The 23,618-nt window shown below is 52.3% G+C and carries 27 protein-coding genes and 1 riboswitch; of the genes, 10 read left to right on the top strand and 17 right to left on the bottom strand.

The features are described 5' to 3' along the window. Positions 1 to 166 precede the first annotated feature (166 nt). Positions 167 to 460 (bottom strand): putative quinol monooxygenase, encoded by a 294-nt coding sequence (locus KNP87_RS16930; protein ID WP_026834010.1) that lies wholly within the window; start codon positions 458 to 460, stop codon positions 167 to 169. A 78-nt stretch (positions 461 to 538) separates the two neighbouring features. Here KNP87_RS16930 and KNP87_RS16925 point away from each other — a divergent pair, with 78 nt between their 5' ends. Beyond that, positions 539 to 1,711 carry a M20 metallopeptidase family protein gene (locus KNP87_RS16925; protein ID WP_214722361.1) on the top strand — a complete coding sequence of 391 codons (1,173 nt, stop codon included), beginning with the start codon at positions 539 to 541 and terminating at the stop codon, positions 1,709 to 1,711. 71 nt (positions 1,712 to 1,782) lie between these two features. Beyond that, a riboswitch (SAM riboswitch) is annotated at positions 1,783 to 1,886 on the top strand. Positions 1,887 to 1,990: 104 nt separating this feature from the next. Then, positions 1,991 to 2,521: a peptide-methionine (S)-S-oxide reductase MsrA gene (msrA, locus tag KNP87_RS16920; RefSeq protein ID WP_026834012.1), complete on the top strand. Its 531-nt coding sequence runs from the start codon at positions 1,991 to 1,993 to the stop codon at positions 2,519 to 2,521. 106 nt (positions 2,522 to 2,627) lie between these two features. Here msrA and KNP87_RS16915 read toward each other — a convergent pair whose 3' ends face one another. The 3 genes from KNP87_RS16915 to KNP87_RS16905 form a co-directional block, all read right to left on the bottom strand. After that, positions 2,628 to 3,107, bottom strand: a complete 480-nt coding sequence (locus tag KNP87_RS16915; protein ID WP_214722360.1) for a DMT family transporter — start codon at positions 3,105 to 3,107, stop codon at positions 2,628 to 2,630. 23 nt (positions 3,108 to 3,130) lie between these two features. Further along, entirely contained in the window at positions 3,131 to 3,559 is a 429-nt protein-coding gene (locus KNP87_RS16910) for a DMT family transporter (RefSeq protein WP_026834014.1), read from the bottom strand. 137 nt (positions 3,560 to 3,696) lie between these two features. Next, positions 3,697 to 4,623 carry an NAD(P)H-dependent flavin oxidoreductase gene (locus KNP87_RS16905; RefSeq protein ID WP_214722359.1) on the bottom strand — a complete coding sequence of 309 codons (927 nt, stop codon included), beginning with the start codon at positions 4,621 to 4,623 and terminating at the stop codon, positions 3,697 to 3,699. Between the two features lie 84 nt (positions 4,624 to 4,707). Between KNP87_RS16905 and KNP87_RS16900 the strand changes: the two genes are divergently transcribed. Beyond that, positions 4,708 to 5,226: a gamma carbonic anhydrase family protein gene (locus tag KNP87_RS16900; protein ID WP_214722358.1), complete on the top strand. Its 519-nt coding sequence runs from the start codon at positions 4,708 to 4,710 to the stop codon at positions 5,224 to 5,226. A gap of 48 nt (positions 5,227 to 5,274) precedes the next feature. Here the strand turns inward: KNP87_RS16900 and paaX are convergent, their stop codons facing one another. The 12 genes from paaX to KNP87_RS16840 all read right to left on the bottom strand — a co-directional run bounded on the left by paaX (position 5,275) and on the right by KNP87_RS16840 (position 15,681). Continuing rightward, complete coding sequence (paaX, locus tag KNP87_RS16895; protein WP_214722357.1) at positions 5,275 to 6,159, bottom strand: phenylacetic acid degradation operon negative regulatory protein PaaX; 885 nt, start codon at positions 6,157 to 6,159, stop codon at positions 5,275 to 5,277. A 76-nt stretch (positions 6,160 to 6,235) separates the two neighbouring features. Further along, positions 6,236 to 7,006 carry an enoyl-CoA hydratase-related protein gene (locus KNP87_RS16890; RefSeq protein WP_119923874.1) on the bottom strand — a complete coding sequence of 257 codons (771 nt, stop codon included), beginning with the start codon at positions 7,004 to 7,006 and terminating at the stop codon, positions 6,236 to 6,238. Continuing rightward, positions 7,003 to 8,211 carry an acetyl-CoA C-acyltransferase gene (locus KNP87_RS16885; protein WP_214722356.1) on the bottom strand — a complete coding sequence of 403 codons (1,209 nt, stop codon included), beginning with the start codon at positions 8,209 to 8,211 and terminating at the stop codon, positions 7,003 to 7,005. The genes KNP87_RS16890 and KNP87_RS16885 overlap by 4 nt, the downstream gene beginning before the upstream one ends. Continuing rightward, positions 8,208 to 9,077 (bottom strand): 3-hydroxyacyl-CoA dehydrogenase, encoded by an 870-nt coding sequence (locus KNP87_RS16880; RefSeq protein ID WP_214722362.1) that lies wholly within the window; start codon positions 9,075 to 9,077, stop codon positions 8,208 to 8,210. The genes KNP87_RS16885 and KNP87_RS16880 overlap by 4 nt, the downstream gene beginning before the upstream one ends. A gap of 54 nt (positions 9,078 to 9,131) precedes the next feature. After that, on the bottom strand, positions 9,132 to 10,640 hold the full coding sequence (locus KNP87_RS16875) for an aldehyde dehydrogenase family protein (protein WP_214722355.1): 1,509 nt from the start codon (positions 10,638 to 10,640) through the stop codon (positions 9,132 to 9,134). 14 nt (positions 10,641 to 10,654) lie between these two features. Further along, positions 10,655 to 11,431 (bottom strand): enoyl-CoA hydratase/isomerase family protein, encoded by a 777-nt coding sequence (locus KNP87_RS16870; RefSeq protein ID WP_214722354.1) that lies wholly within the window; start codon positions 11,429 to 11,431, stop codon positions 10,655 to 10,657. Continuing rightward, the gene (locus tag KNP87_RS16865) at positions 11,409 to 11,732 is read right to left on the bottom strand and encodes an EthD family reductase (protein ID WP_214722353.1); all 324 of its coding nucleotides are present in this window, start codon (positions 11,730 to 11,732) and stop codon (positions 11,409 to 11,411) included. Before KNP87_RS16865 ends, KNP87_RS16870 begins: the two co-directional genes overlap by 23 nt. Before the next feature lie 15 nt (positions 11,733 to 11,747). Further along, positions 11,748 to 12,242, bottom strand: a complete 495-nt coding sequence (paaD, locus tag KNP87_RS16860; RefSeq protein WP_026834024.1) for a 1,2-phenylacetyl-CoA epoxidase subunit PaaD — start codon at positions 12,240 to 12,242, stop codon at positions 11,748 to 11,750. Positions 12,243 to 12,256: 14 nt separating this feature from the next. Then, on the bottom strand, positions 12,257 to 13,042 hold the full coding sequence (gene paaC, locus KNP87_RS16855; protein ID WP_026834025.1) for a 1,2-phenylacetyl-CoA epoxidase subunit PaaC: 786 nt from the start codon (positions 13,040 to 13,042) through the stop codon (positions 12,257 to 12,259). Next, positions 13,039 to 13,383: a 1,2-phenylacetyl-CoA epoxidase subunit PaaB gene (gene paaB, locus KNP87_RS16850; RefSeq protein WP_026834026.1), complete on the bottom strand. Its 345-nt coding sequence runs from the start codon at positions 13,381 to 13,383 to the stop codon at positions 13,039 to 13,041. Before paaB ends, paaC begins: the two co-directional genes overlap by 4 nt. 13 nt (positions 13,384 to 13,396) lie before the next feature. Next, on the bottom strand, positions 13,397 to 14,368 hold the full coding sequence (paaA, locus tag KNP87_RS16845) for a 1,2-phenylacetyl-CoA epoxidase subunit PaaA (RefSeq protein WP_035387681.1): 972 nt from the start codon (positions 14,366 to 14,368) through the stop codon (positions 13,397 to 13,399). 17 nt (positions 14,369 to 14,385) lie between these two features. Continuing rightward, on the bottom strand, positions 14,386 to 15,681 hold the full coding sequence (locus tag KNP87_RS16840; RefSeq protein WP_119923879.1) for a phenylacetate--CoA ligase family protein: 1,296 nt from the start codon (positions 15,679 to 15,681) through the stop codon (positions 14,386 to 14,388). A gap of 322 nt (positions 15,682 to 16,003) precedes the next feature. Between KNP87_RS16840 and KNP87_RS16835 the strand changes: the two genes are divergently transcribed. The 7 genes from KNP87_RS16835 to KNP87_RS16805 all read left to right on the top strand — a co-directional run bounded on the left by KNP87_RS16835 (position 16,004) and on the right by KNP87_RS16805 (position 22,849). Beyond that, a complete protein-coding gene (locus tag KNP87_RS16835; protein ID WP_119923880.1) occupies positions 16,004 to 16,399 on the top strand; it encodes a thioesterase family protein in 396 nt (131 codons plus the stop codon). Between the two features lie 45 nt (positions 16,400 to 16,444). Continuing rightward, positions 16,445 to 17,587 carry a Glu/Leu/Phe/Val family dehydrogenase gene (locus KNP87_RS16830; protein WP_214722352.1) on the top strand — a complete coding sequence of 381 codons (1,143 nt, stop codon included), beginning with the start codon at positions 16,445 to 16,447 and terminating at the stop codon, positions 17,585 to 17,587. 14 nt (positions 17,588 to 17,601) lie between these two features. Further along, complete coding sequence (pdhA, locus tag KNP87_RS16825; protein WP_214722351.1) at positions 17,602 to 18,654, top strand: pyruvate dehydrogenase (acetyl-transferring) E1 component subunit alpha; 1,053 nt, start codon at positions 17,602 to 17,604, stop codon at positions 18,652 to 18,654. Position 18,655: 1 nt separating this feature from the next. Beyond that, positions 18,656 to 19,654, top strand: coding sequence for an alpha-ketoacid dehydrogenase subunit beta (locus KNP87_RS16820; protein ID WP_026834032.1), 999 nt, complete (start codon positions 18,656 to 18,658; stop codon positions 19,652 to 19,654). Between the two features lie 12 nt (positions 19,655 to 19,666). Next, a complete protein-coding gene (locus KNP87_RS16815) occupies positions 19,667 to 20,875 on the top strand; it encodes a dihydrolipoamide acetyltransferase family protein (RefSeq protein ID WP_214722350.1) in 1,209 nt (402 codons plus the stop codon). Beyond that, a complete protein-coding gene (locus tag KNP87_RS16810) occupies positions 20,876 to 22,276 on the top strand; it encodes a dihydrolipoyl dehydrogenase family protein (RefSeq protein WP_214722349.1) in 1,401 nt (466 codons plus the stop codon). Between the two features lie 69 nt (positions 22,277 to 22,345). After that, complete coding sequence (locus tag KNP87_RS16805) at positions 22,346 to 22,849, top strand: methylated-DNA--[protein]-cysteine S-methyltransferase (RefSeq protein ID WP_119923886.1); 504 nt, start codon at positions 22,346 to 22,348, stop codon at positions 22,847 to 22,849. Here the strand turns inward: KNP87_RS16805 and KNP87_RS16800 are convergent. After that, a complete protein-coding gene (locus KNP87_RS16800) occupies positions 22,838 to 23,242 on the bottom strand; it encodes a VOC family protein (RefSeq protein ID WP_214722348.1) in 405 nt (134 codons plus the stop codon). The genes KNP87_RS16805 and KNP87_RS16800 overlap by 12 nt on opposite strands. Positions 23,243 to 23,618 lie beyond the last annotated feature (376 nt).

Raw genomic sequence — 23,618 nt, 5'->3', positions numbered from 1 at the left:
CCTCAAAAAATTAGCGAACTGGTCATGGGATTCCGGTGGGAATCCTTATTTTTCACATCACTTTATACGACTACATAAGACAAACCCTCATTTCAACGTTGAAATGAGGGTTTGTCTACGATCTGAAGAGGGTCTGACTTTAAAGTCAGCCCTCTTCGCTTATCGTTCAGAACGTCATCTCGACGTATTTCGTGACTTGACGGTCTTCGAGATACAACTCGATTTGTTCGCGGTATGCTTTATAATGGTCCGATGCGATATGCGCTTCGAGTGCAGCCTCATCTTGGTAGACTTCATAGAGCATGAACTCATGTTCATTTTCAATCGATTGATGTAACGTATAGCGTAAGCAGCCCGGCTCGTTTTGTGTGGCTTTGTAAACCGTACTTAAAATGGGAAAGACTTGATCCGCTAATCCTGCTTTGACTGTAAGAACGGCATTGACGATGATTTCACCCATGTGTTGATTCCTCCTCTGAATTGATTACCTCTACCTGTACCCGTTTTTCCTAAAGACATACCGTAAAGGATGATTTTGATGTTAGAAACCCTATTTATCCATCTCGCACAACAAGAAGCCGAGATGATTCGTTTACGCCGCGATTTTCACCGGCATCCGGAATTGTCGTTTCAAGAAGTCCGGACACCGGCTAAAATCATCGAATACTATGAAGCACTCGGTATCCCGTATCAAAAAAATGTCGGGGGTAACGGTATCGTCGCGACATTACAAGGGGCACGTCCCGGAAAAACGATTGCCGTCCGTGCCGATTTTGATGCATTACCGCTTCAGGAAGAAACCGAACTGTCGTTTCGCTCAATCCGTCCCGGTGTGATGCATGCCTGCGGACATGATGGACACACGGCAATCGTCCTCGGACTGGCCGCCGCCTTTCAACCCTTGCAGGAGGAACTCGAGGGCACAATCCTCTTCATTCATCAACACGGTGAAGAAGTGTTTCCGGGTGGTGCCATTCAAATGATTGAAGATGGCTGCCTCGACGGAGTCGATGCGATTTTTGGTACCCACCTTGAAAACGATCTTCCGGTTGGAACAATTGGTTACCACAGCGGACATACATTATGTGCCATCGATGAATTTGAAATCGTCGTCCACGGTCAAGGCGGTCATGCCCAAGCCCCCCACCGGACGCAGGATGCACTCGTCGCCGGCGCACAGCTCGTCTGTAATCTTCAGCATCTCGTCAGTCGACGGGTCGATCCGTTTGAGCCGGCGATTGTCGCCATCGGTTCGTTTCACGCCGGAACGGCTCCGAACATCGTAACCGGCGAGGCGCGGATTGTCGGAGAAATCCGGACGTTTAATGAACAACTCCGCCATCAGTTGCGCCAGCAGGTGGATCTGGTCGCCCGGACGACGTGTGCCGGAATTGGCGCTACGTATTCCATCGATTTCACGACCGGTTATCCGTCACTTTGGAATCATCCGAATGAAACGAAGCTCATTCAGGAAGCGGCCGGCTTTTTACCGGAAGGACACGTCCGTGAAGTCAAACCGATGATGGCTGCCGACGATTTCGCCTACTACCTGGAGCAGGTCCCGGGCAGTTACTTCTTCACCGGTTCTGCGAAGACGGACGGTCGAACGATTTATCCGCAACATCATCCAAAGTATGAAATCGACGAGCAGGCCTTGCTGATCGGAGCCAAAACGTTAGGGGCCACGGTTCTTCGCGCCTTACAAACATAAGGATTGACTTTCCACTTTTGTGAATGGTATTATCATCCCAACGATAACGAACTTACATCAACTTCATATAACACTTATCAAGAGTGGACTGAGAGATCTGGATCGATGACGTCCCAGCAACCTGCGTGCAGCAAGGTGCTACGACCAGCAAAGCGAAAGCTTTGGTTGATAAAAAGCGGCGACTCCTTTTGCAACCAAGCAAAGGAGTCGTTTTCGTTTTCTCGCTGTCAGAAATGAGAGCATTACGGTTCAAGGAACCAAGGGAAAGGGAGAGATGACATGGAAAAAGCAACATTTGCAGGAGGATGTTTCTGGTGCATGGTGACACCATTTGAGGAATTACCGGGTATTCACAGTATCGTGTCCGGTTATACAGGAGGACATGTCGACAACCCGACATATGAGCAGGTCAAAACAGGAACGACCGGGCATTCCGAAGTCGTCGAGATTACATTTGATCCGGCACTGTTTTCGTACGAACGATTACTTGAACTGTACTGGCCGCAGACGGATCCAACCGATGCCGGCGGACAATTCCAGGACCGCGGCACACAATATGCACCGGCAATTTTTTATCATACGGAAGAACAACGTCTCGCAGCGATTGCGTCGCGTGACGCGTTAGCAGCAACAAACCGCTTTAAGCAACCGATCGTCACACGGATTGAACCGGCACACGCCTTTTATCCGGCGGAAGAATATCATCAGGACTTCCACAAAAAAAATCCGGCGCACTACAAAAAAGACCGGAAAGCGTCCGGTCGCGATGCCTTTATCGACGTCGCCTGGAAAGAAGAGGCAACAGTCTAAACAAAGTGCAAAAAGGGATTGCCCTCTCAGACGGATGGGCAATCCCTTCTTTGATTTTTCCAGCCGAGGTCTCGCGGTCCAACGTGACGTACCTTTTGTCGTCCACTCAGGAAATCGCTTTGACATCCTCTGCTTGCTCCGCCTCATCCACGACTTGATACCGTTTTAAAACAAAAATCCCGGTCAGCATCACGGCGAGACCCGCTATCTGTCCAAGCGATAAATCGACCTGCGGCAGACCAAACCAACCGAAAACATCGACGCATAACGCAAAACTCAGTTGCGAAATCAAGACGACCGAAATTGCGATTGAAGGACCCAGCAGTTGAATCCCCCGCATGACACAAAAAACAACCCCGACGCCGACTAATCCGCCAAACAAATACAACGGTTCAACTTCGCGGACTGCCGAGAGCGTTCCACCGCGAAAGAAGAGTAGTGCAAGCAACGAGCCGAGCAATCCGACAAGAAAGACTAACGTCGTCGTTGCCCATGCGCCGAAGGCATGACTCATCCGCGCATTCAACACGGTTTGTAAACTGATCATCATCCCGGCAACGACGGCACAAAACATTCCTAATCCCATTTGGTTTCCTCCTTTGATTCATTTCAGGCGAGCGAAAAAATCAAGACGCCGGTCAACATCAATCCGACACCGACCCATTGCCCCCGGTTGCTGCTTTTTTTGATGACACCGAACCAGCCGTTCAAATCAATGACAAAAGCACATAGAATCTGTGCGACGAGTAACAACGACATCGCCCACGTCATTCCAAGCAGTTGAATCGACGTCAGTTCCGTAACGACGACTAACACGCCGAGCAATCCGCCGCTGGCATAAATCAACGGCAACTTTCGAAAACCACCGATTTTCCGGTCACGGACAAACCCGTAAATCAACAAGCAACCCATCAAACCGACAAAGTGAACGATTGTCACGGATAACCATGGACCGACCGCGTCACCCAGCCGGGCATTAAAAATGCCTTGCAAGGCAATAAACAATCCACTGAATAAGGCAAACACGATTCCTTGCATCTTCATCCTCCTTTTTCTCCAATTATGAGTAGACCGCATTCCACCCGGCTTTGAAAAGGACAAATGTCCTAAACTGCCAAAAACACAAAAAAAGAGCAGACCAACTGGCCTCCTCCTGAAATCAATCCGTTATGCGTTTACGGAAATGGTCGCGAAATCCGTTCATGCGCCTCGTCCATCATCCGGTCAAATAATGCCTGAACGGTCGGAATATCCTCAATCAAGCCGGAAACAAGACCGGCGTTGACATATCCTGCTGTCTCGTCGCCCTCAAGTGCCCCTTTGATATGAAACGATTCGTTCGTTTTTTCTTGGAATTCAGCGAGCGACGCCGGACGTAACCCGTCCACATACGCCCCGTTCAAGACACGCCGGACTTGTCCGACCTTACGCCCGATGATCCGTGTCTCGAGATCATCCGCCTGCACAAGATGGTCTTTATACTGCGGGTGCACACAGGACTCTTGTGTCGCAATCAACCGGGTTCCCAGTTGAACGCCTTCCGCCCCGAGCATCCAGGCAGCAGCAAGACCACGACCGTCGCCGATTCCTCCGGCCGCAAGTACCGGAATCGTGACCTGATCGGTGATTTGCGGAATCAATGTCATCGTCGTCAGTTCGAGCGGTGAGTTGATCCCGGCCGCTTCGACTCCTTCCGCCACCAGTAAATCAATCCCGGCCCGTTCCGCTTTAACCGCCTGTTTGACGGACGCGACGACACCAATCGTCCGGATGCCCGCTTCCTGTAAACGTCCCAGAAAAGGCGCCGGGTTTCCGGCAGATAACGAGACGACCGGAATTTGTTCCTCGATTGCTAACGTGATCAAGTCTTCCGTATATGGGGAAACAAGAATCGCGATGTTCAAGGCAAACGGACGTGACGTCAGGCGTCGTGTGGCTTCAATCAACCGTTTGACTTCAATGGGCGACATCGTTCCGCAGCCAATCGTCCCCAGTCCCCCTGCGTTCGAAACCGCGGCCGTCAATTCGGCATGACTGATGTTTCCCATTCCCCCTTGAATAATCGGGATTTCAATCTGTAAGCTGGTACATACACGAGACATGGTCTCCCTCCGTTTCCGTCACTAAGAATGGTATACTATGTAAGACTGAATTTTAATTCATTTTTAGAAAAGAGGCGTTGTTTGATGAACATTCCATACCGCGATCTGTCTCCTGCCCTTGCGGCAAACGTGTTTGTCGCTCCCGGTGCTTTTTTGATCGGTGACGTGACGATTGGCGAAGAATCGACGATCTGGTTTAATGCCGTCCTCCGCGGGGACGAAGGACCGATTACAATCGGTAAACGGTGCAGTATCCAGGACAATGCAACGATTCACCTGTACGAGGGTGCTCCGGTCATCATCGAGGACGAAGTCACCGTCGGACATAATGCGATCCTGCACGGTTGTAAAATCGGACGGCGTTCCATCGTCGGGATGGGCGCGACGGTTCTCGATCATGCTGAAATCGGCGAAGAGTGTATCATCGGAGCCAATACGTTGATTCCGTCCGGCAAAAAATTCCCGCCCCGCTCCTTGATCATCGGGTCGCCCGGAAAAGTCGTCCGTGAACTGACACCGGCCGACTTGGAAATGATTCAAGAATCGATCGATTCCTATGTCGATAAAGGATATGCTTTTCGGAAGCAACTGGCCGAGGGCTGAACGTCATCAAGAAAACGCTCATCTCGTTACGTCGGGATGAGCGTTTTTTTACCGTTCAGCAAACAACGGATGTTCCGACGCATCATAGTCGGCACTTTTTTGTGTGACGTCATGCGTTTCCTGAAACACCGCTTCAAAGAACCGGCTTGCCGGTTCGGCGAGCAACCGGTAATACTGTTCAAACAATAATGCGGCGTGGTGGCCACTCCATTCGTCCGGCAACAACTCTTGCGGCAGACCGGGATCGGTAAACAAAAACTTCCGGTATTCATGGACAAGTGTCGTCCGTTCGACGAAACACTGTTCTTCATCCATCTCGCCGAGTTGAATCCGACTTTGATGGACGATGTAGCGCCGGCTGTATTCGGCGATGAACCGTTCGTACCGTTCTTGCAACTCATCCAGCGGAAAAGCCCGTTCGACCAGTGATTGATCCGGTTGTGGTCCATGATATTCGCCGACGAAAAAGTCCACATACTCGGTGATGCCATAAGCTTCAATCAACCGCTCCGCTTCTTTTTCGAGCGGATTCGGTGAAATCCAGACGCCGTTTGATAAGTTTCCGAACCCGCTCCATGACAATTCTTTCCGCAGTTCGTCCCGGATTTGCCGTTTGTCTTCCGGAATCGTATACATCAACGTCCGCCATTTCCCGTCCCAGACGTGAGGCGTTGATTTGTAGATCCGTCTTGCTGCCTCTTCCATCCGTTCGACCCCACGCGGCGTCAGCGAATAAAAACTTTTGGTGCCTTGTTTTTGTGACGTCAACCACCCTTGCTTGACCATCCGCGAAACGGCGACCCGGACCGCCTGTTCATTATGACCAAATTCTTTGAGCAGACGAATTAAGCTGCCGACCCAGATTTGATTGCCGTAATGCCGGATGTAATCCCCGTATACGGTAAAAATCATCGATTGTGTATTCGCACTCATGTCATTCACTCTCTCTTTGATATAACGTTTTTTTGTTTACCGTTAGTATACGTGTTATTTCAGGTGACGACCATCCTCATTTGCCTTGAAACTGCGGGGTCCGTTTTTCGGCAAACGCACGTAATGCTTCCATCCGGTCTTCCGTCGGGATGACGGCTTCATAGGCGGCGGTCTCGATTTTCAGCCCGTCTGAGATCGGGTGGTCGAGTCCCTGATCAATCGCCTGTTTGGCTTGGCGGATTGCCACCGGTCCATTTCGCAACATTTCGCCGGCGAAGGCGAAACAAACTGGCAGCAACTCCTCCACCGTCGGAACGACGCGAGAGACGATGCCGTATCGTTCCGCAGTCGCCGCATCAATCTTCTTAGCCGTGAAAATCAGTTCCTTCGCCCGCGTCTCTCCAATTAACCGCGGCAATCGTTGCGTCCCGCCGGCACCGGGAATGATGCCGAAACTCGTTTCCGTCAATCCGACCAATGCCCCTTCGACGATGATCCGGAAGTCGCAAGCGAGCATCCACTCGAACCCGCCGCCGAGTGCATGTCCGTTGACGGCAGCAATCGTCGGTTGCGGCAGATCGGCGATGTTCGTAAAGACGTCCCGAATCGCCTCGACATTCCGCCGGACTTCACGTTCCGTCAACGTCGTCCGCTCTTTTAAATCTGCCCCGGCACTAAAGGCTTTGCCGGTTCCCGTGAAGATGACGACACGAATCGTCGCATCCTGCCGGACCGTTTCGACGAGTTGTTGAAGTTCCACCAGTGTCGGGTAATCCAAACAGTTCATCCGCTCCGGTCGATCGAGCCGAATCAATCCGATCTGGTCCATCCGTTCAAAATGAATCATACAAGTCCCTCCCGTTCGACAATTAACGCGATGCCCTGACCAACACCGACACACATCGTCGCCAAGCCGTAGGTCTGGTTCGTCCGGCACATTTCGTGCAACAAGGTCGTCAGGATGCGGGCACCGCTTGCGCCAAGCGGATGACCAAAGGCAATCGCCCCCCCATTGACGTTCACTTTCTCCACCGGTAATCCGAGTTCCTGAATACACGCGACACTTTGTGCCGCAAAGGCTTCGTTTAATTCAATCAAATCCAACTGGTCGATCGTCAATCCTGCCCGGTCCAAGGCTTTACGCGTCGCATCAACCGGTCCGATACCCATGACGGACGGTTCAACCCCGGCGACCGCACTCGCCCGGTAATACGCAAGCGGTGTTAAACCAAGCTGTTTGGCCGTCTCCTCACTCATCAACAGTAAGGCTGCCGCCCCGTCATTCACACCAGAAGCATTGCCTGCCGTGACGGTTCCGTCCGCAAACAAACTGTTGAGCGTTCCGAGTTTGTCCCGACTCGTCTCCGGACGGGGATGTTCGTCGACAGCGACTTCGACGACTTGTCCTTTCCGTGTCGTATACTGCACCGGAACCAGTTCTGCTTGAAAACGGTCCACTTCCATCGCCTGTTTGGCCCGCTGTTGACTCATGAATGCAAAATCATCCTGAACTTCGCGTGTAATGTTGTACCGTACAGCCACATGTTCGGCCGTTTCCGGCATCGAATCCGTGCCGTATTTCGCATCCAGTTTATCGTTGACGAACCGCCATCCGATCGTCGTATCGTAGACAGCCGGGTTGCCGCGGGCAAATCCGGTTTCCGGCTTCGCCATGACGAGTGGTGCCCGTGTCATGCTTTCCGTCCCTCCGGCAATGTAGATATCGCCTTCATTCAGCGCAATCGCGCGTGCCGCGGCAATGACGGCATCCAGTCCCGAACCGCACAGGCGGTTGACAGTCGTCCCGGCGACTTCGACCGGCAGACCGGCGAGTAAGCCGGACATCCGGGCGACGTTCCGGTTATCTTCACCCGCCTGATTCGCATTGCCGAAGATGACCTCTTCGATTGTTTTCGGATCGACGCGCGGATTCCGTTGGACGAGTGCCTCGATGACACAGGCGCCCAAGTCGTCCGCCCGGACCGCTTTGAGGGCTCCGTTATACCGTCCGATTGGTGTTCGAACGGCATCAATGATCGCAACGCGTCTCATGGTGTTTTCACCCCGCTGTCCGAATAATCATAGACACCCCGCCCGGTTTTCCGTCCGAGCCGTCCGGCTTTGACGTATTGTTCGAGCAGCGGCGCCGGACGATACTTTTCCCCGAGTTTTTCATGAAGGTACCGTAAGTTGTTCAACCGGGTGTCGAGTCCGACCAAATCCCCGAGTTCAAACGGTCCCATCGGATAGTTCAACCCGAGCTTAATCGCCTTATCGATTTCCTCCGGTGTCCCGAGTCCTTCTTGTAACATATAAAACGCTTCGTTACCGACGAGGGCACTGATCCGGGACGTGACAAATCCCGGGAACTCCTGAATGACGACGGTCTCTTTACCCATCCGCCGTGCGACATCCTCACAAATCGACACGGTCTCTTCTGACGTTTCAAGACCCCGGGCAAGTTCGACGAGCGGCATCCGGTGAACCGGATTAAAGAAATGCATCGCCATGACACGCTCCGGCCGGTTGGTAAACGAAGCGATTTCCGTCGGACTCATCGTCGAGGTATTGGTCGCGAAAACACAACCGTCCGGTGCATAGCGGTCAAGTGTCTCAAAGACCGTCCGTTTGATGTCGAGCCGTTCCGGAACGGCCTCAATCACGAGATCCGCCCGTCCGACAGTCCCGACGAGATCCGTCGAATAGTTTAGTCGGTTGAACAGATGGTCGACCTCTTCCGCAGTTAATTTTCCGCGGATGATTGCTTTATCGGCAATTGCTTCCAATTCGTGCTGGGCTGATGCAAGCAGGTGTTGCTCGATGTCGACGAGCGTCACCTCCAACCCGTTTGCGGCTGCGACATAGGCAATGCCCCTTCCCATCACACCGGATCCTACGACAACTAGTTGCTGAACCATCATCTGATTTCCTCCTTTAAAAAAGCGTCCGGACGAACGTCCGCACGCTTGGTTTTACAGTCCGAACGGATTGAGTGGACGACTTCCGTAATACGACAGGATACTTTTCGTTTCCGTATATAAATCCAGTGTCTCGATACACAGTTCACGTCCGAAACCAGATTGTTTGTAACCCCCAAATGGTGTCCCCGGGAAAGCCGAGAACGGACAGTTGATCATGACGATGCCGGCTTTAATCTGATTGGCAATTCGTGTCGCCCGTGCCCCGTCCTTCGTCCAGATGGCGGAACCGAGTCCGAATTCTGTATCGTTCGCCAGACGGACCGCTTCTTTTTCATCCTTGAACTTCATCACGACGACGACCGGTCCGAAGATTTCTTCCTGGACGGCTTTCATGTCGTGTGTCACATCGGTGATGATGGTCGGCGCATACCAGAAACCTTTTTCAAATCCGGCCACCTGCTCGACTTGACCACCCGTTAAGATGGTCGCCCCGTCTGCTTTCGCTGATTGGACGTACCCGTCGATGACGTCGAGTTGTTGTTGGTCAATGATTGCCCCGACATGTGTCCCTTTATCAAACGGATTGCCGAGAACAAGTTGTTTCGTCTTCGCGACGAACTGTTCCATGAACGTTTCGTAAATGTCTTCGTGCACATAAAGGCGCGACCGTGCTTCACACGACTGACCGCTGTTATAGAAAATCCCGAACAGTGACCCGTCGACGGCTGCCGTGATATCGGCATCCTCAAATACAAGGTTCGGTGACTTGCCGCCGAGTTCCAGTGTGACCCGTTTTAAGCTTTCCGACGCCCGACCCATGATATCTTTTCCGACCGGTGTCGAACCGGTGAAGGCGACTTTATCAACAGCTTGGTGTTCGACCAGATGGTTGCCGATTTCCCGGCCCGATCCCGGAATGACGTTGACGACACCCGCCGGCACACCGGCTTCGAGGCAAATTTCACCGAGGATGATTGCTGTCAGAGGTGTCAGGGTCGCCGGCTTCACGACGACCGAACAGCCGACGGCGATAGCCGGCGCGACTTTCCAGGCTGCCATCATCAACGGATAATTCCACGGGATGATTTGGGCACAGACACCAACCGGTTCCTTTTCCGTATAGTTGTGGAACTGTCCCGGTACGTTATTGACGGCACCGCGGTGACCGACGATGGCACCGGCATAAAATTCAAAGTCTTCAATCGCTTGCGTGATCTGTCCTTGTGCGGCCGCTAATGACTTACCGGTATCTAAAATCTCGAGTTCCACCAGTTCATTGAACCGGGCACGCATGATGCCGGCGATTTTATTGAGCACTTGCGCCCGGCGACCGACCGGCCAAATCTTCCACTTTCCGTGATCAAACGCTTCGCGTGCTGCCTGCACCGCCCGATCCGCATCTTCTTTTGATGCTTTGGCGACTTCGGCGATGACTTCCCCGGTTGCCGGATTGTAGGTCTTAAACGTTTCGCCGGTTGTCCCCTCGACTTGTTCGCCATTAATCAGCAAGTGATAGACGGACCGTTTCATCTCGATTGTTTTTTCATGTACCGTTGACATAGCTTCCACTCCTTTTAGTTTCCTTTGAATGTCGGTTGACGTTTCTCTAAAAAGGCTTGCATGCCTTCCGTCTGGTCGGCTGTTCCAAACAATAAGTAGAAATTTCTCCGTTCATGGTCCATCCCGTCTTGTAACGACAAGTCTCCCGCCTTATCGACGGCATCTTTGATCAGACGAACGGATACCGGAGGCTGGGCAGCGATTTGGTGTGCGCGCGTCATGATTTCATGTTCGAATTGTTCCGATGCGAACACGCGGTTGATGATGCCAAGGCGTTCCGCTTCCAGTGCCGGCATCCGTTCCCCCGTCCATAACCATTCAAGCGCCCGTGTCCGACCGATTCGTCTCGTCAATCGTTGGGTTCCGCCGGCTCCCGGCATGACCCCCAATCCAACTTCCGGAAAACCAAACTGCGTCTCGGGCGTCGCGTAAATCAAATCACACGCCAGTGCCAATTCAAAGCCACCGCCGAGGACAAATCCGTGGACCGCCGCAATCAACGGTTTATGCAGACGGCTGATGCGGTCCCAGTCGGCAAAGGGGTCGAGCAACTCCATCGAAATCGGTGTCGCGTCGACCATCTCGTCGATATCAGCACCTGCTGAAAACGACTTTCCTTCCCCGCTCAACACGATGGCAGCCACCGTTTCATCCTGATCAAATTGTTCCATCACCTCGACAATTTCTCGGATCATCGTCCGGTTCAAGGCATTGTAACGCTCTGGACGATTGAGCCGGATCCGGCCAATCTGACCGTCGACGTCCGCCTTAACGTACTGTCGTGTCAGCATGGACTTCTTCACCGATCATCAGTGTCACGAGATCTCCCGCAAATCCCATCAAGTCTTTGCCGGACGCTTTTCCCTCGAGCGAACGCATGCCGGTCTGCATCGTTTCATGGCTTTCATAGACCATCTCGCACATCAAATAGTATTTTCCGTCCCCGCCCATTGGTGAACCAACGATTTTCGTAACCGTCATTTCCTGTAACCCTGGAATTTTAGCCGTCAGTGGACCGTGGACGTTGAAGTAATGCTCATCAAACTGTTCCTTGTTCTCCGGGTGTGTATAAAGCGCGATTAGTTTTACCATAATGATTACCTTCCTTCACATGAGAGTAGAGACGGGTTTCATCGCCTCGAATGGATTTTTGCATGATTTACAGTACAGAATGCTCCGGCAAGCCGTCGGACCAAACAGATTCTCGATCGAAACGAACGTCGAGCCGCAATACGGACAGTCGATTTCCCAATGACCGTCGATGACACGCGGAGGTGCAATCCCAAAGGACTTCAGTCCGGTCATGCCGCGGTCGGTGATCCGGTCCGACGTCCACGGTGGATCAAAGAGAAACACGACGTCGACCGTCTGGACCTGCGGGACTTGTAACAACGCAGCTTCCGTATTTTTTTGAATGATTTCAAGCGCAGGACATCCTAAAAATGTCGGAAGCAGCGTGACGCGGACAGCATATCCGTCAGACGTCTCCGTCCACTCCATCGTTTCGAACATCCCGAGATCGAGAATGCTGACGGCATCAATTTCCGGATCCTTGACCGTGTCGAGCGCCTGTCGGATTTCTTGTTCCAGTCCTGTCGTCATCTGCCGTTCCTCCTTCACCATACTGCTGACTGATCGAGCAGATATACTTCACCGAGTGTCGATAAGGCATCGTTTAAGTCAGGCGAATGTTCCCCGTTTCGTCCGTTATAAGTCATCTTCATTTCCGGCAGCGTGACGTTTAAATCTACGAGGACCGGTGTCAAGGCTTGGTACCAGCGGTCAATTAAGATCCCTTGTCCTTCGATCAACCGCATCTCGTCAATGATTTCCGTCGCTTCGCCGTAGTCAAACAGATCCCCGAAGTCAGCGAGCACCCGTTCGAGGGCAGCATCCATCTTCTGACGGGCGGTTTCCGTCGATTGATACAACTGCGTGAACCACGTTTGCCAGTGCAACAGGTGATAATACAATTCCATGTTGACCTTGACGGCGAGTGCTGCGAGCGGCGCATAACTGCTTTTTTTCAACGAGTCGATGCGGACCTTTTTCGCGAGCGTGTAGCAGTAATTACGAACGACAGCATACGCCCAGTCATACTCCGGATTTTCCATATAGTAACCGGGACCGTTGACCCGTTCGACGAGGACGGAATTTTTCCGTTCGTGCGCCAGACGGACATGAGCAAGTGCATCTGCTTTTCCTTCACCGATGTCCTCGAGCAACTGATAATACATCGCCGCATGTCCCATCGAATCCTGGGCAATCGAGGAGGACGCGACATCTTCTTCGATATGCGGTGCCAGACCCAGCCACTCCGATCCGCGGTAGGCATAAAGGAAATCGTCATCCGCCAGTTGATACATAAGGGAGGCTAAAGCCAACCGTTCTGCTTCCGTCATTTCGAATCGCCTCCCTGCCACGACATGATCTCTTTCTCATCGAGCATCTGTTGCTCGTAATGCCGCCATTTTTTCTTGAGATATCCGTATCCTTTTGTCGTCCGGTAATCTTTGTTGTCGAGCCGTTGCAACATTTGTTTTTCGTCCGGCGTCATTCCCCGGATATCGTCCCGTTTGACGACCCAGATATCGACGACCGGTTCCCGGCGCATGAAGTTTTCCTGCGCCATCAGCAACGCCATCTCTTTATTCGGGGCGAGCAGACTGAATTGATGCGTAAAAGCCGCGTTGGGTGTCCGTTTACTGAAAATCTCAAACTCCTGATAAAACGTTTCCGTCATGATGTTTCCTCCTTCAGCCGATCGTTTCAGCAAGTGCCTCACGGACCCAGGCATTGTTTTCATAAGACGTTTGGCGTAACGCGAGCCGCTCCTTCGAACGGGGACCGCCGCCTTGAATGATTTTTTTGAATTCCGTCCAATCCGGTTGGGCGTATATCCATTGTCCTGTCTCCTCGTCGAACCGTAACGTCGGATCCGGAATGACGAGACCAAGCGAACGGATCCGGGGAACATATTTCGTAAAGAAACTTTGACGCAATTCTTCATTCGTCTTCGTCCGGATTTTATACGCAATCGTCACGTCCTGTTTTGAAGTGCCGGTCGTTTCTTTTGTTGCCGGTCCAAAGAACATCAACAGGGATTCCCACCACTCATCGAGTGATTCCTGAATCATTGCTTTTTGTTCGGGTGTTCCTTCCGCCAGTGCCATGATGATCGATTCACCATGTTGGGCATGGAACACTTCTTCCGCACAAATCCGTTGCAACGCCCGCGCATACGGACCATACGAAGCACCGAGCATGTTCGTCTGGGTAATGATTGCCGCTCCATCAACAAGCCAACCGATTGTTCCGGCATCCGCCCACGACCGGGTCGGCATATGGAAGACATTGTGGAACTTGAGGCGTCCTGTGAACAAGTCATCCATCAAATCCGCCCGGGTTTTTCCGTACGGCTTCATCAAGTCTTCCACGACACGAAGCAAGAGTTGACCGTGCCCCATCTCGTCCTGGACTTTGGCCATGATGCCGAGTTTTCGGCGTAACGATGGTGCTTTCGGAACCCATTCTTTTTCCGGTAAAGCCCCCATGATTTCACTGATGCCGTGCATCGAAATCAATTTAATTAACGTATCGCGGTAAAAACCGGGCATCCAGTCGTCGGCTTCGATTTTTTCCCCGTTATCGATCCGTTCCTTGAACCGTGCCAGCTTTTCTTCTTCCGTCATGACCGGCGGTTCGAATAGATGTGTCGCATCATACATCTTGTTTCCTCCTCTGCTTAAACAAACTTCTTCTCCGGCTCCATCCGTCGATCGATGATCCGGACTGCTTTTCCTTCTGAACGGGGAAGACCGTATGGCGGATGACAGACCAGATTGACGGAGATCAGACATTCCGTTTTTATGGCGTGACAGACAGCTCGTTTGAGGTCTTCCGGGCTCGCTTCATTGTCTGCTTCAATATGCAGCTCCAATGCCTCAAGACCCCCGCGTTGAATCCGGTGAATTTGATAATGCGGACTGACACCTGTTTGTTGCAACAGGACCCGTTCGATTTCCGACGGGAAGACGTTGACGCCACGGATGATCAGCATATCGTCCGTTCTGCCTTTGACCCGTGACATCCGGGTGGTCGTCCGCCCGCATGCACATGGTTCTGTCGTCACGGATGCCAAATCACCGGTCCGATACCGAATAATTGGAAGCGCTTTCTTTTTTAAACTTGTAAAAACGAGTTCCCCGACTTGTCCTTCCGGCATCGGTTCCCCCGTCACGGGATCAATCACTTCTGTGATGAACAAATCGTCCATCAGGTGCAATCCATCTTGTTTCTGACATTCCATTGCGACGCCCGGTCCCATGATTTCACTGAGACCATAGATGTCGAAGGCGCGAATGCCCCATTTTTCTTCGAGTGTCTGCCGCAATTCCTCCGACCACGGTTCGGCTCCGAAAATGCCGTAGCGGAGACTGCTCGTTCGTGGATCGAGACCACGTTCTTCCATCCGTTCTGCGAGATGCATCATATAAGACGGCGTCCCGCAAATGCCGCGCGGCTGAAAATCTTCAATCAAGGTAATCTGCCGATCCGTATTTCCTCCGGATACAGGAACGACCACCATTCCGAGCTGTTCTGCCCCTGCGTGCAACCCGAGTCCGCCTGTGAACAATCCGTACCCGTAGGCATTGTGCAACAGGTCGGTTTTGTCCGCCCCGATTGCAATCAGACCACGCGCCACGGCAGTCGACCAGTCCGCAAGATCTTCTTCGGTATAACCGACGACAGTCGGTTTTCCACTCGTACCGGATGAAGCATGAATCCGGGCTGCTGCTTGCGGGGGAACAGCGAACAATCCGAATGGATAGTGTTCACGCAGATCACTTTTCCGGGTGAACGGCAATTTTTGCAGATCCGCCAACGTCTCCAAGGAGTCCGCATCGAGTCCGCGGTCCGCAAACTGTGTTCTGTAGAAGGGTACATGCGCTGTCACATAACGTACGGTCTCGCGCAAGCGTTCCAACTGTAAGCTTGTCCTGACTTCCGCCGTCATCGTTTCGAGAATCTTGTTATACAAATTGCACCTCCTCGACTTTTCCGACACAATAAATAAACGTCCGTTTTAAAATGGTTATATCATAAAACTACGATACGTTCACATTATTGTCAATCCTCCATTTTGTTAAAAGCTCCCAAATCAACTTTTTTCTGACGCCATTTAAATCAAAATAACCCGTAAAGGCGTTTCCTATAGAGAAAACACAAAAATGATATTTCTTTTTGGAAAATATTTCTGAAAATGTTTGCTCATTTCGTAACTGATTGATAAAATATCGTGTGACAAGTGTTATACTATTTTTGGTAAGACCAGCTGTGGTCGGAATCAAGGGGGAATCACGTTGAGAAATGGTTTGTCGCTTGGAGATACAGCCGTCGTTGAAGCAATTGTGACCGAAGAAATGTTCGCTCAATTTGAAGGTGTGATCGTCCATCCGGCCTATTCAACCGTGTCGATGGTCTATCACATGGAATGGGCGGCCCGAAAACTAATCCTCCCTTACCTCGAAGAACAGGAAGAAGGAGTCGGTGGTGCCGTTTCCTTGAAGCACTTGGGGATGGCCACACTGGGATCAAATATCCGGATTGAAGCCACTGTCATCGAACTCACACCCGACCGCGTCTTGGCAAAAGTCGAAGTCAGACACGGCGAGCGTGTCATCGGTCTGGGTGAGGTGAAACAAATCATCTTAACGAAGCAGCTGATTCAGGAAAAGTTGACGCCGCGTGTTTTGTAAATCCCAAAATGAAAGCGCTTACTATAAGTCAGGAGGATGTTTCTTATGAATATGTTGAACCCGTCTACGAATCCCTCACCGTCCATCATGGAAAAAATCTCCGGTCATGAACAGGTCGTTTTTTGCAACGATCCCGTGTCCGGTCTGCAAGCCATCATCGCCATTCATGATACGACGCTTGGCCCCGCACTCGGCGGATGCCGGATGGCGCCGTATTCAACCGTCGATGAAGCACTCGATGATGTCTTACGCCTGTCGCGCGGCATGACGTATAAATGCGCAGCGGCTGACGTTGATTTTGGCGGCGGCAAGGCCGTCATCATCGGTGATCCTGCAACCGATAAGACGCCGGAACTATTCCGGGCCTTCGGACGATTCGTCGATTCGCTCGGCGGTCGTTTCTATACCGGGACGGACATGGGAACGACGATGGACGATTTCGTCCACGCCAGTCGGGAAACCTCCCGGATCGTCGGCATTCCGGAAGCCTTTGGCGGCAGCGGGGATTCGTCGATCCCGACAGCGGAAGGTGTCATCTATGGTCTGCGCGCAACCGTCGAAACCTTGTATGGATCAGACGATTTAAGCCGGGCGAGTTACGCGGTCCAGGGTCTTGGAAAAGTCGGCTATAAAGTCGCGGAACAGCTGTTGGACGCAGGCGCTAACTTATACGTCTCCGATCTCAATGAAACGGTTCTGGCTATGCTCGTTGAACGGGCAGAACAAACGCCGGGGACAGTCCGGGTCATCGCCGCCCATGAAATCCATCTGACGGATGCGGATATTTTTGTTCCTTGTGCTTACGGTGGCGTCATCCAAGCCACGAACATCCACTTGTTGCAATGTAAGGCCATCTGCGGATCTGCCAACAACCAGCTTGCAGTGGATGCGCTCGCATTCGAATTAAAGCAACGCGGCATTTTATATGCACCGGACTACATCGTCAACGGCGGCGGATTGATTCAAGTCGCTGATGAATTGTACGGGGCGAACCATGAACGGGTCTTGCTGAAAACCAAACACATCTATGATGCGGTCCTCGAAGTGTTCCACGAGTCCCATGCGGAATCGATCACGACACTTGAAGCAGCGGACCGGATGTGCAATAAACGCATTCAAATCCGGTCACGTCATAACAACATCTTTACGAATACAATCAAACCAAAATGGAACATCCGTAACGACTAATGGAGGTGACACCGATGGAAACCCAATTTCCGATTCACCGTATCCTCGATGATGCGGGACAAGTGATCGATACATCTAAAACCGACTTACTGACCAAGGAGCTAAGCCTCGCCCTGTTCACACATATGAACCGTATCCGGACGTTTGACCGCAAGGCGATCAACCTGCAACGCCAGGGACGGCTCGGGACCTATGCTCCGTTTGAAGGGCAGGAAGCCGCACAGGTCGGCAGTGCCTATGCGCTGCATAACAAGGACTGGGTCTTCCCGACGTATCGTGATCACGGGGCGACACTGACCTTTGGCGCTGACATGGTCCGGACGTTTTTGTACTGGAATGGACGTGTCGAAGGATGTGTCCCGACGGACGAATTGCACATCTTCCCGCCGGCAGTGCCGATTGCTACACAAATTCCCCATGCCGTTGGTGCGGCCTGGGCAGAAAAACGCAAAGGGACGAACCAAGTCGCCGTCGCTTATTTTGGAGACGGCGCAACCTCGGAAGGTGATTTCCATGAAGGGATGAACTTCGCGAGCGTCTTCCAGGCACCGGTCATTTTGTTTAATCAAAACAACGGGTATGCGATCTCGGTCCCGATCCAAAAACAGATGCATTCGGAAACGATTGCCCAAAAAGCGTTGGCCTACGGGATGCCGAGCGTCCGGATTGACGGCAACGATGTCTTTGCCGTGTACTTCACGATGCAAGAGGCACTTGAGCGGGCCCGGTCCGGCGGCGGTCCGACATTGATCGAAGCCGTCACATGGCGGTTCGGTGCGCATACGACGGCGGATGATCCGTCGAAATACCGCGATCAGGACCGGTCGCGTGACCGCATCGATCCGCTCACCCGTTTGGAAGATTTCATGAAGGTACAAGGGTTTTACGAGGAACAGGAAATCGAAGCGATTCGAATCCGCCATCAAGAAGAGGTCGAGGCGGCCGTCAAAACGATGGAAGCCTTCCCTTCACCTGACGTCAACGATTTGTTTGACCATACGTTTGCGACACTACCGGACGATTTAATCCGTCAAAAAGCGGATTACCTGACAGCGAGGGGGAATTGACATGGCAACACCAATCAATCGACAAACGGAGATGACGCTTGTCCAGGCTGTCACCGATGCCTTACGGACAAAACTGACGACCGATGAGACGACACTCGTCTTAGGCGAAGATGTCGGAAAAAACGGTGGGGTGTTCCGGGCAACAGACGGACTACAGGAAGAATTCGGTGAAGACCGGATCATCGATACCCCCCTCAGTGAAGCGGGAATCGTCGGAACATCAATCGGTCTTGCGGTCAACGGGTTTAAACCGATCGTCGAAATTCAATTCCTCGGTTTTATCTATCCGGCCTACGAACAAATCATGACGCATGTCGCACGAATCCGGATGCGGACGATGGGACGTTACGGTGTCCCGATGGTCATCCGGGCTCCTTACGGGGCAGGCATTCGGGCACCGGAAATCCACTCGGACAGTACGGAAGCCCTCTTCACCTCGATGCCCGGCTTAAAGGTCGTCTGTCCGGCAACCCCTTACGATGCCAAAGGCTTATTGATTGCAGCAATTGAAGATCCGGACCCGGTCTTATTCCTCGAATCGATGCGCAGTTACCGCGCCTTTAAGGAACCGGTTCCGAGTGAGTCGTACACGGTTGAAATCGGAAAAGCCAAATGCGTCACGGAAGGTCAAGACGTGACACTCATCGCCTGGGGAGCGATGGTACAGGTTGCCCAAAAAGCGGCGACCGAAGCAGCGACACGCGGTATTTCCTGTGAAGTGATTGATTTACGGACTCTTTATCCGCTTGACCGGACGACGATTGCCGCCTCCGTCCAAAAAACAGGTCGGGCTGTCATCGTTCATGAAGCACAGGCAACGGGTGGACTCGGGAATGATTTGATTGCTTTAATCAATGATACTTCGTTCTTGTATTTACGGGCACCGATTGCCCGGGTCACCGGATTCGATGTGCCGGTTCCATTATTCGCGCTCGAAGACCATTACATCCCGACGCCGACTCGTGTGCTTGAAGCGATCCAGCGTACGATCGATTTTTAAGGAGTGAGCAGGATGATTGAAGTGAAATTGCATGATGTGGGGGAAGGCATGACGGAAGGTGAAATCGCAAACTATCTGGTCCAGGTGGGCGATCGGGTCACGATTGACCAACCGGTCGTCGAAGTCTCGACTGACAAGATGGTCGCCGAACTGCCGGCTCCGGTGTCCGGTGTCGTCACGGACCTGTTAATTCCTGTTGGACAAACGGTTGGCGTCGGGACAGTCTTGTTATTGATCGAGGCAACGGAAGCACAAACGGCAGTCACCGTTGAACGAACGGTTGAACAGTCCCAGCAACCGCAACAACTACAGCCAACCGTGACTGCCCTCCTGAAGGAACGTCCAAAACGTGTGTTGGCAACACCTTACACCCGGAAAATTGCCCGCGATCTTGGCATCGATCTGGAACTAGTTCCGGCTGTCGATCCATCCGGTCGCGTCACGGAAGAAGATGTACGTCGTTTCGTTGAAAGCGGAACGACTCCTGAGCCCGATCAGCGTCCAGTCGCGGTCGAGGCACCACCTGCGCCGGTCGATACGATTCCGTTCCGGGGTATCCGCAAACAGATTGCCAAAAAGATGACCCAGTCACTCTTTACGATTCCGCATGTCACCCACTTTGAAGAAGTTGACATGACCCGTTTGCTGGCATTGCGCGAAGAATTGAAAGCTGCCGGGAAACCGATCAGCGTCAACGCTTTTTTCATCAAAGCCTTGATCGTCGCCTTACAAGACTTCCCGGTCTTCAACGCCAAGCTCGATGAAGCAAACGAACAGATTCTTTTGGAGCGGCAGTACCATATCGGTGTCGCGACTGAAACGGCCGACGGATTGATCGTGCCGGTCGTCCGGGACGCCGACCAACTGACGATGCAACAATTGCATCAACAAGTCGCAGATCTGTCCACCCGCGCCAAGACCGGTGATTTACGGGCAGCGGACCTCAAAGCGAGCACCTTCACGATGAGTAATGTCGGACCACTCGGCAGTACAGGCGCAACGCCGATCATCAATTATCCGGAAACGGCGTTGATTGCCTTCCACAAAACGAAAAAACGGGTCTGTGTCGACGACCAGGATCAAATCGTCATCCGTTCGATGATGAATCTGTCGATGTCCTTTGATCATCGTGTGGCGGACGGCGCGACCGCCGTCGCCTTTACGAATCGGTTTGCCGGACTGATCGAACACCCCACTACTTTATTGATGGAGTTGATCTAAATGGTTGTTGGTGAACTGACCCAAGAACGTGATCTGTTGATTCTCGGCGGCGGTCCTGCCGGCTATACAGCTGCAATCCGCGCCAGTCAATTGGGACGGAAAGTGACCTTGATTGAACAAGCACAGCTCGGAGGGCTTTGTCTGAATAAAGGCTGTATCCCGTCCAAAGTTGTTGCGCATGCGGCGGAAGTAAAACAACAAATGAATCATTTGACGGCACTTGGTTTTTCGATCGAACCGACGCATGACTTCAACCAATTGGTGAAGTACCGGGACGGGATCGTCCATCAGTTACGCACCGGTGTCGAAGCTTTATGCCAGGCAAACGCCATCGAATACATTCAAGGGACCGCCTCGTTCTTGGCGGACGACCGGATCGGCGTTGAACAGGGACATCAGTTCGACACGTACCGGTTCAATGATGTCGTGATCGCAACCGGAAGCCATAGTCTTCAGCAGACGTCCCCTCTCCTCTTAAATGCGGAACAACTCTACCAGCTGACCGACTTGCCGGACCGGCTCGTCATCATCGGTCAGGACTATATCACGATTGAAGCAGCAATGAGTTTTCAGGCACTCGGCACACAAGTCACATTGATCGCCGATGCGTTTCAGCTCGATCCGAGCCTCGACAAAGAACTGCGGCGGCTCTTTAAAAAACAAAAAATCCGACTCGTAACGGGCATCGTGACCGCCATCGAGACAACGGATGAAGTGACGGTCACCGTCGTCAAAGAAGGACAGGAAACGACCTGGACCGCTCCGTTTTTATTCCACTCGTTACCACGGATTCCAAACACGTTGGAGTTGGGTCTCGAGCGCATCGGTGTGACGATGGCAGAAGACGGCACGATTCCCGTCGATCCGTTCGGACAAACGAGCCGGTCCCATATTTATGCGATTGGTGACGTTACACCCGGTCCGCCGTTGGCAACCCGGGCCATTCATGAAGCCAAACGAACCGCCGAACAGTTGGCGGGACAATCCCCCGACCCGACGATGCCCTATTATCCAACGGTCATCCGCTCCCTTCCGCCGATCGTCTCGATCGGATTGACGGAGCAAGCGGCGACGGATGCCGGTCATGCCGTCCGGGTTGGTCAATTCGCCTTAAATGCCAATGGCGCAACGACGATTGAAGCCGGCAGTGGATTTGTCAAAGTCGTCACGGATGCCACGACGAGTCTGTTATTAGGCGTTCATATGATCGGTGAAGGATCGGTTGAACTCGCCGGCACCTTTGCCCAAGCCCTTGAAATGGCGGCCAAAGAAGAAGATGTCCGTTTCCCGGTCATGCCGCATCCAAGCCGGAATGAAGCCTGGACGGAAGCCATCGAATCTTTGGTTGGACAAGCCATCCACTTGTCACCCCGGCAACAAGCTATCTTGACGAAGTCGTAATCCAAAAACCGGTCAACTGAACAGTGACCGGTTTGTTGTATGAATTTTTTAGTTGAAGGAGGGACAACGATGGACTTGTACTTTACGACGCTCAACTGGAACGGTACATCATTCCCGATTGCTGCGACGACGGATGGACTGTGTTACGTCGGCGCCTTAAACGAACCGGTCGACCTGTTTCCCGACTGGGCCCGGAAACAGTTGCCGCGTGCAGATCTCATCGAAGACACCCGGATCATGCAACCGTATCAGGAACAGTTGATGGAATACTTAAACGGCACACGGACTCAATTTTCATTTCCGCTGCACTTGATCGGAACCCCTTTTCAACTGGAGGTCTGGAACGCCTTGCGTCACGTTCCGTATGGCGTGACGGCGACCTACTCGGATATCGCGGAACGGATCTACCGACCGAATGCGACACGCGCCGTCGGTACGGCAATCAGTAAGAATCGTGTCTTGATCGTCATCCCCTGCCACCGGATCATCGGCAAAAAAGGCGATTTGACCGGTTATTGGGGTGGTTTGAACATGAAACGGCAATTATTGGCATTGGAACAGTTAACCGGCTGATTCGCGTCCGTTTTCGGAGTATTCCAAAGCGAAAGTGACCCCAAAAGGATCCGTCACTTGAGCATATAATCCGCCGAAACTCGGCACGCCCAACGCTTCCATGATCTGACCGTCCGCTGCCAGTGCCGCGTAGGCGGCTGAAATTTCTTCGCTCGTCTCAAATGATAGCAACAGCAGGATGTGCGAAGCCGCCGGAATCGCTGACGAGACGTCCCACAGCATCAATTCAAAAGCACCATTCGCCAAATGGGCATGAAAGATTTCCTGTTGTCCCAGCGCATTTGTTTCCGATAAGATGCGGCGTGGTTTTAACCCCAATGTCCGGTCGTAATACGCAATGGCTTCTGCCGCTGCGCCATTCAAGGTAATGCAAGGTGTCGCTGGGTAACGCATATTCTCTCCTCCTCTTCGTGTTCCATCCCTTTCTCTAATCCGACGGGCGTTCCCTGCTTGATGATCCGGAATCGTTGGTTCTGATAAGCGGGCGCAAAAGTCGCTGATAAACAAACAAGGGCCTGACTCAAAAGTCAATCTCTCCAAAGATAAGGGTGGCAGAATGATCATCTGCCACCCTTGTCTCTTAAAAAAAAGAATTACTCGTTACACGCAACTCCTACAGGAAAAAGCGCATGTTTGCGCTGCCTGAACTACTCCCCGTCAAGTAGACAGGTAAAATAATATAAAATTTTTAAACGGCTTGAGCCCTGAATTCCAGCGGACTTAAGCCGTTTAATCGTTTTTGATACCGTAGCTCATTATAAAATCGAAT

It is taken from the genome of Exiguobacterium sp. s192 (assembly GCF_018618795.1).
In the GTDB taxonomy this organism is placed as follows: Bacteria; Bacillota; Bacilli; order Exiguobacteriales; family Exiguobacteriaceae; genus Exiguobacterium_A; species Exiguobacterium_A undae.
This window is presented reverse-complemented; position numbering and strand designations above follow the sequence as displayed.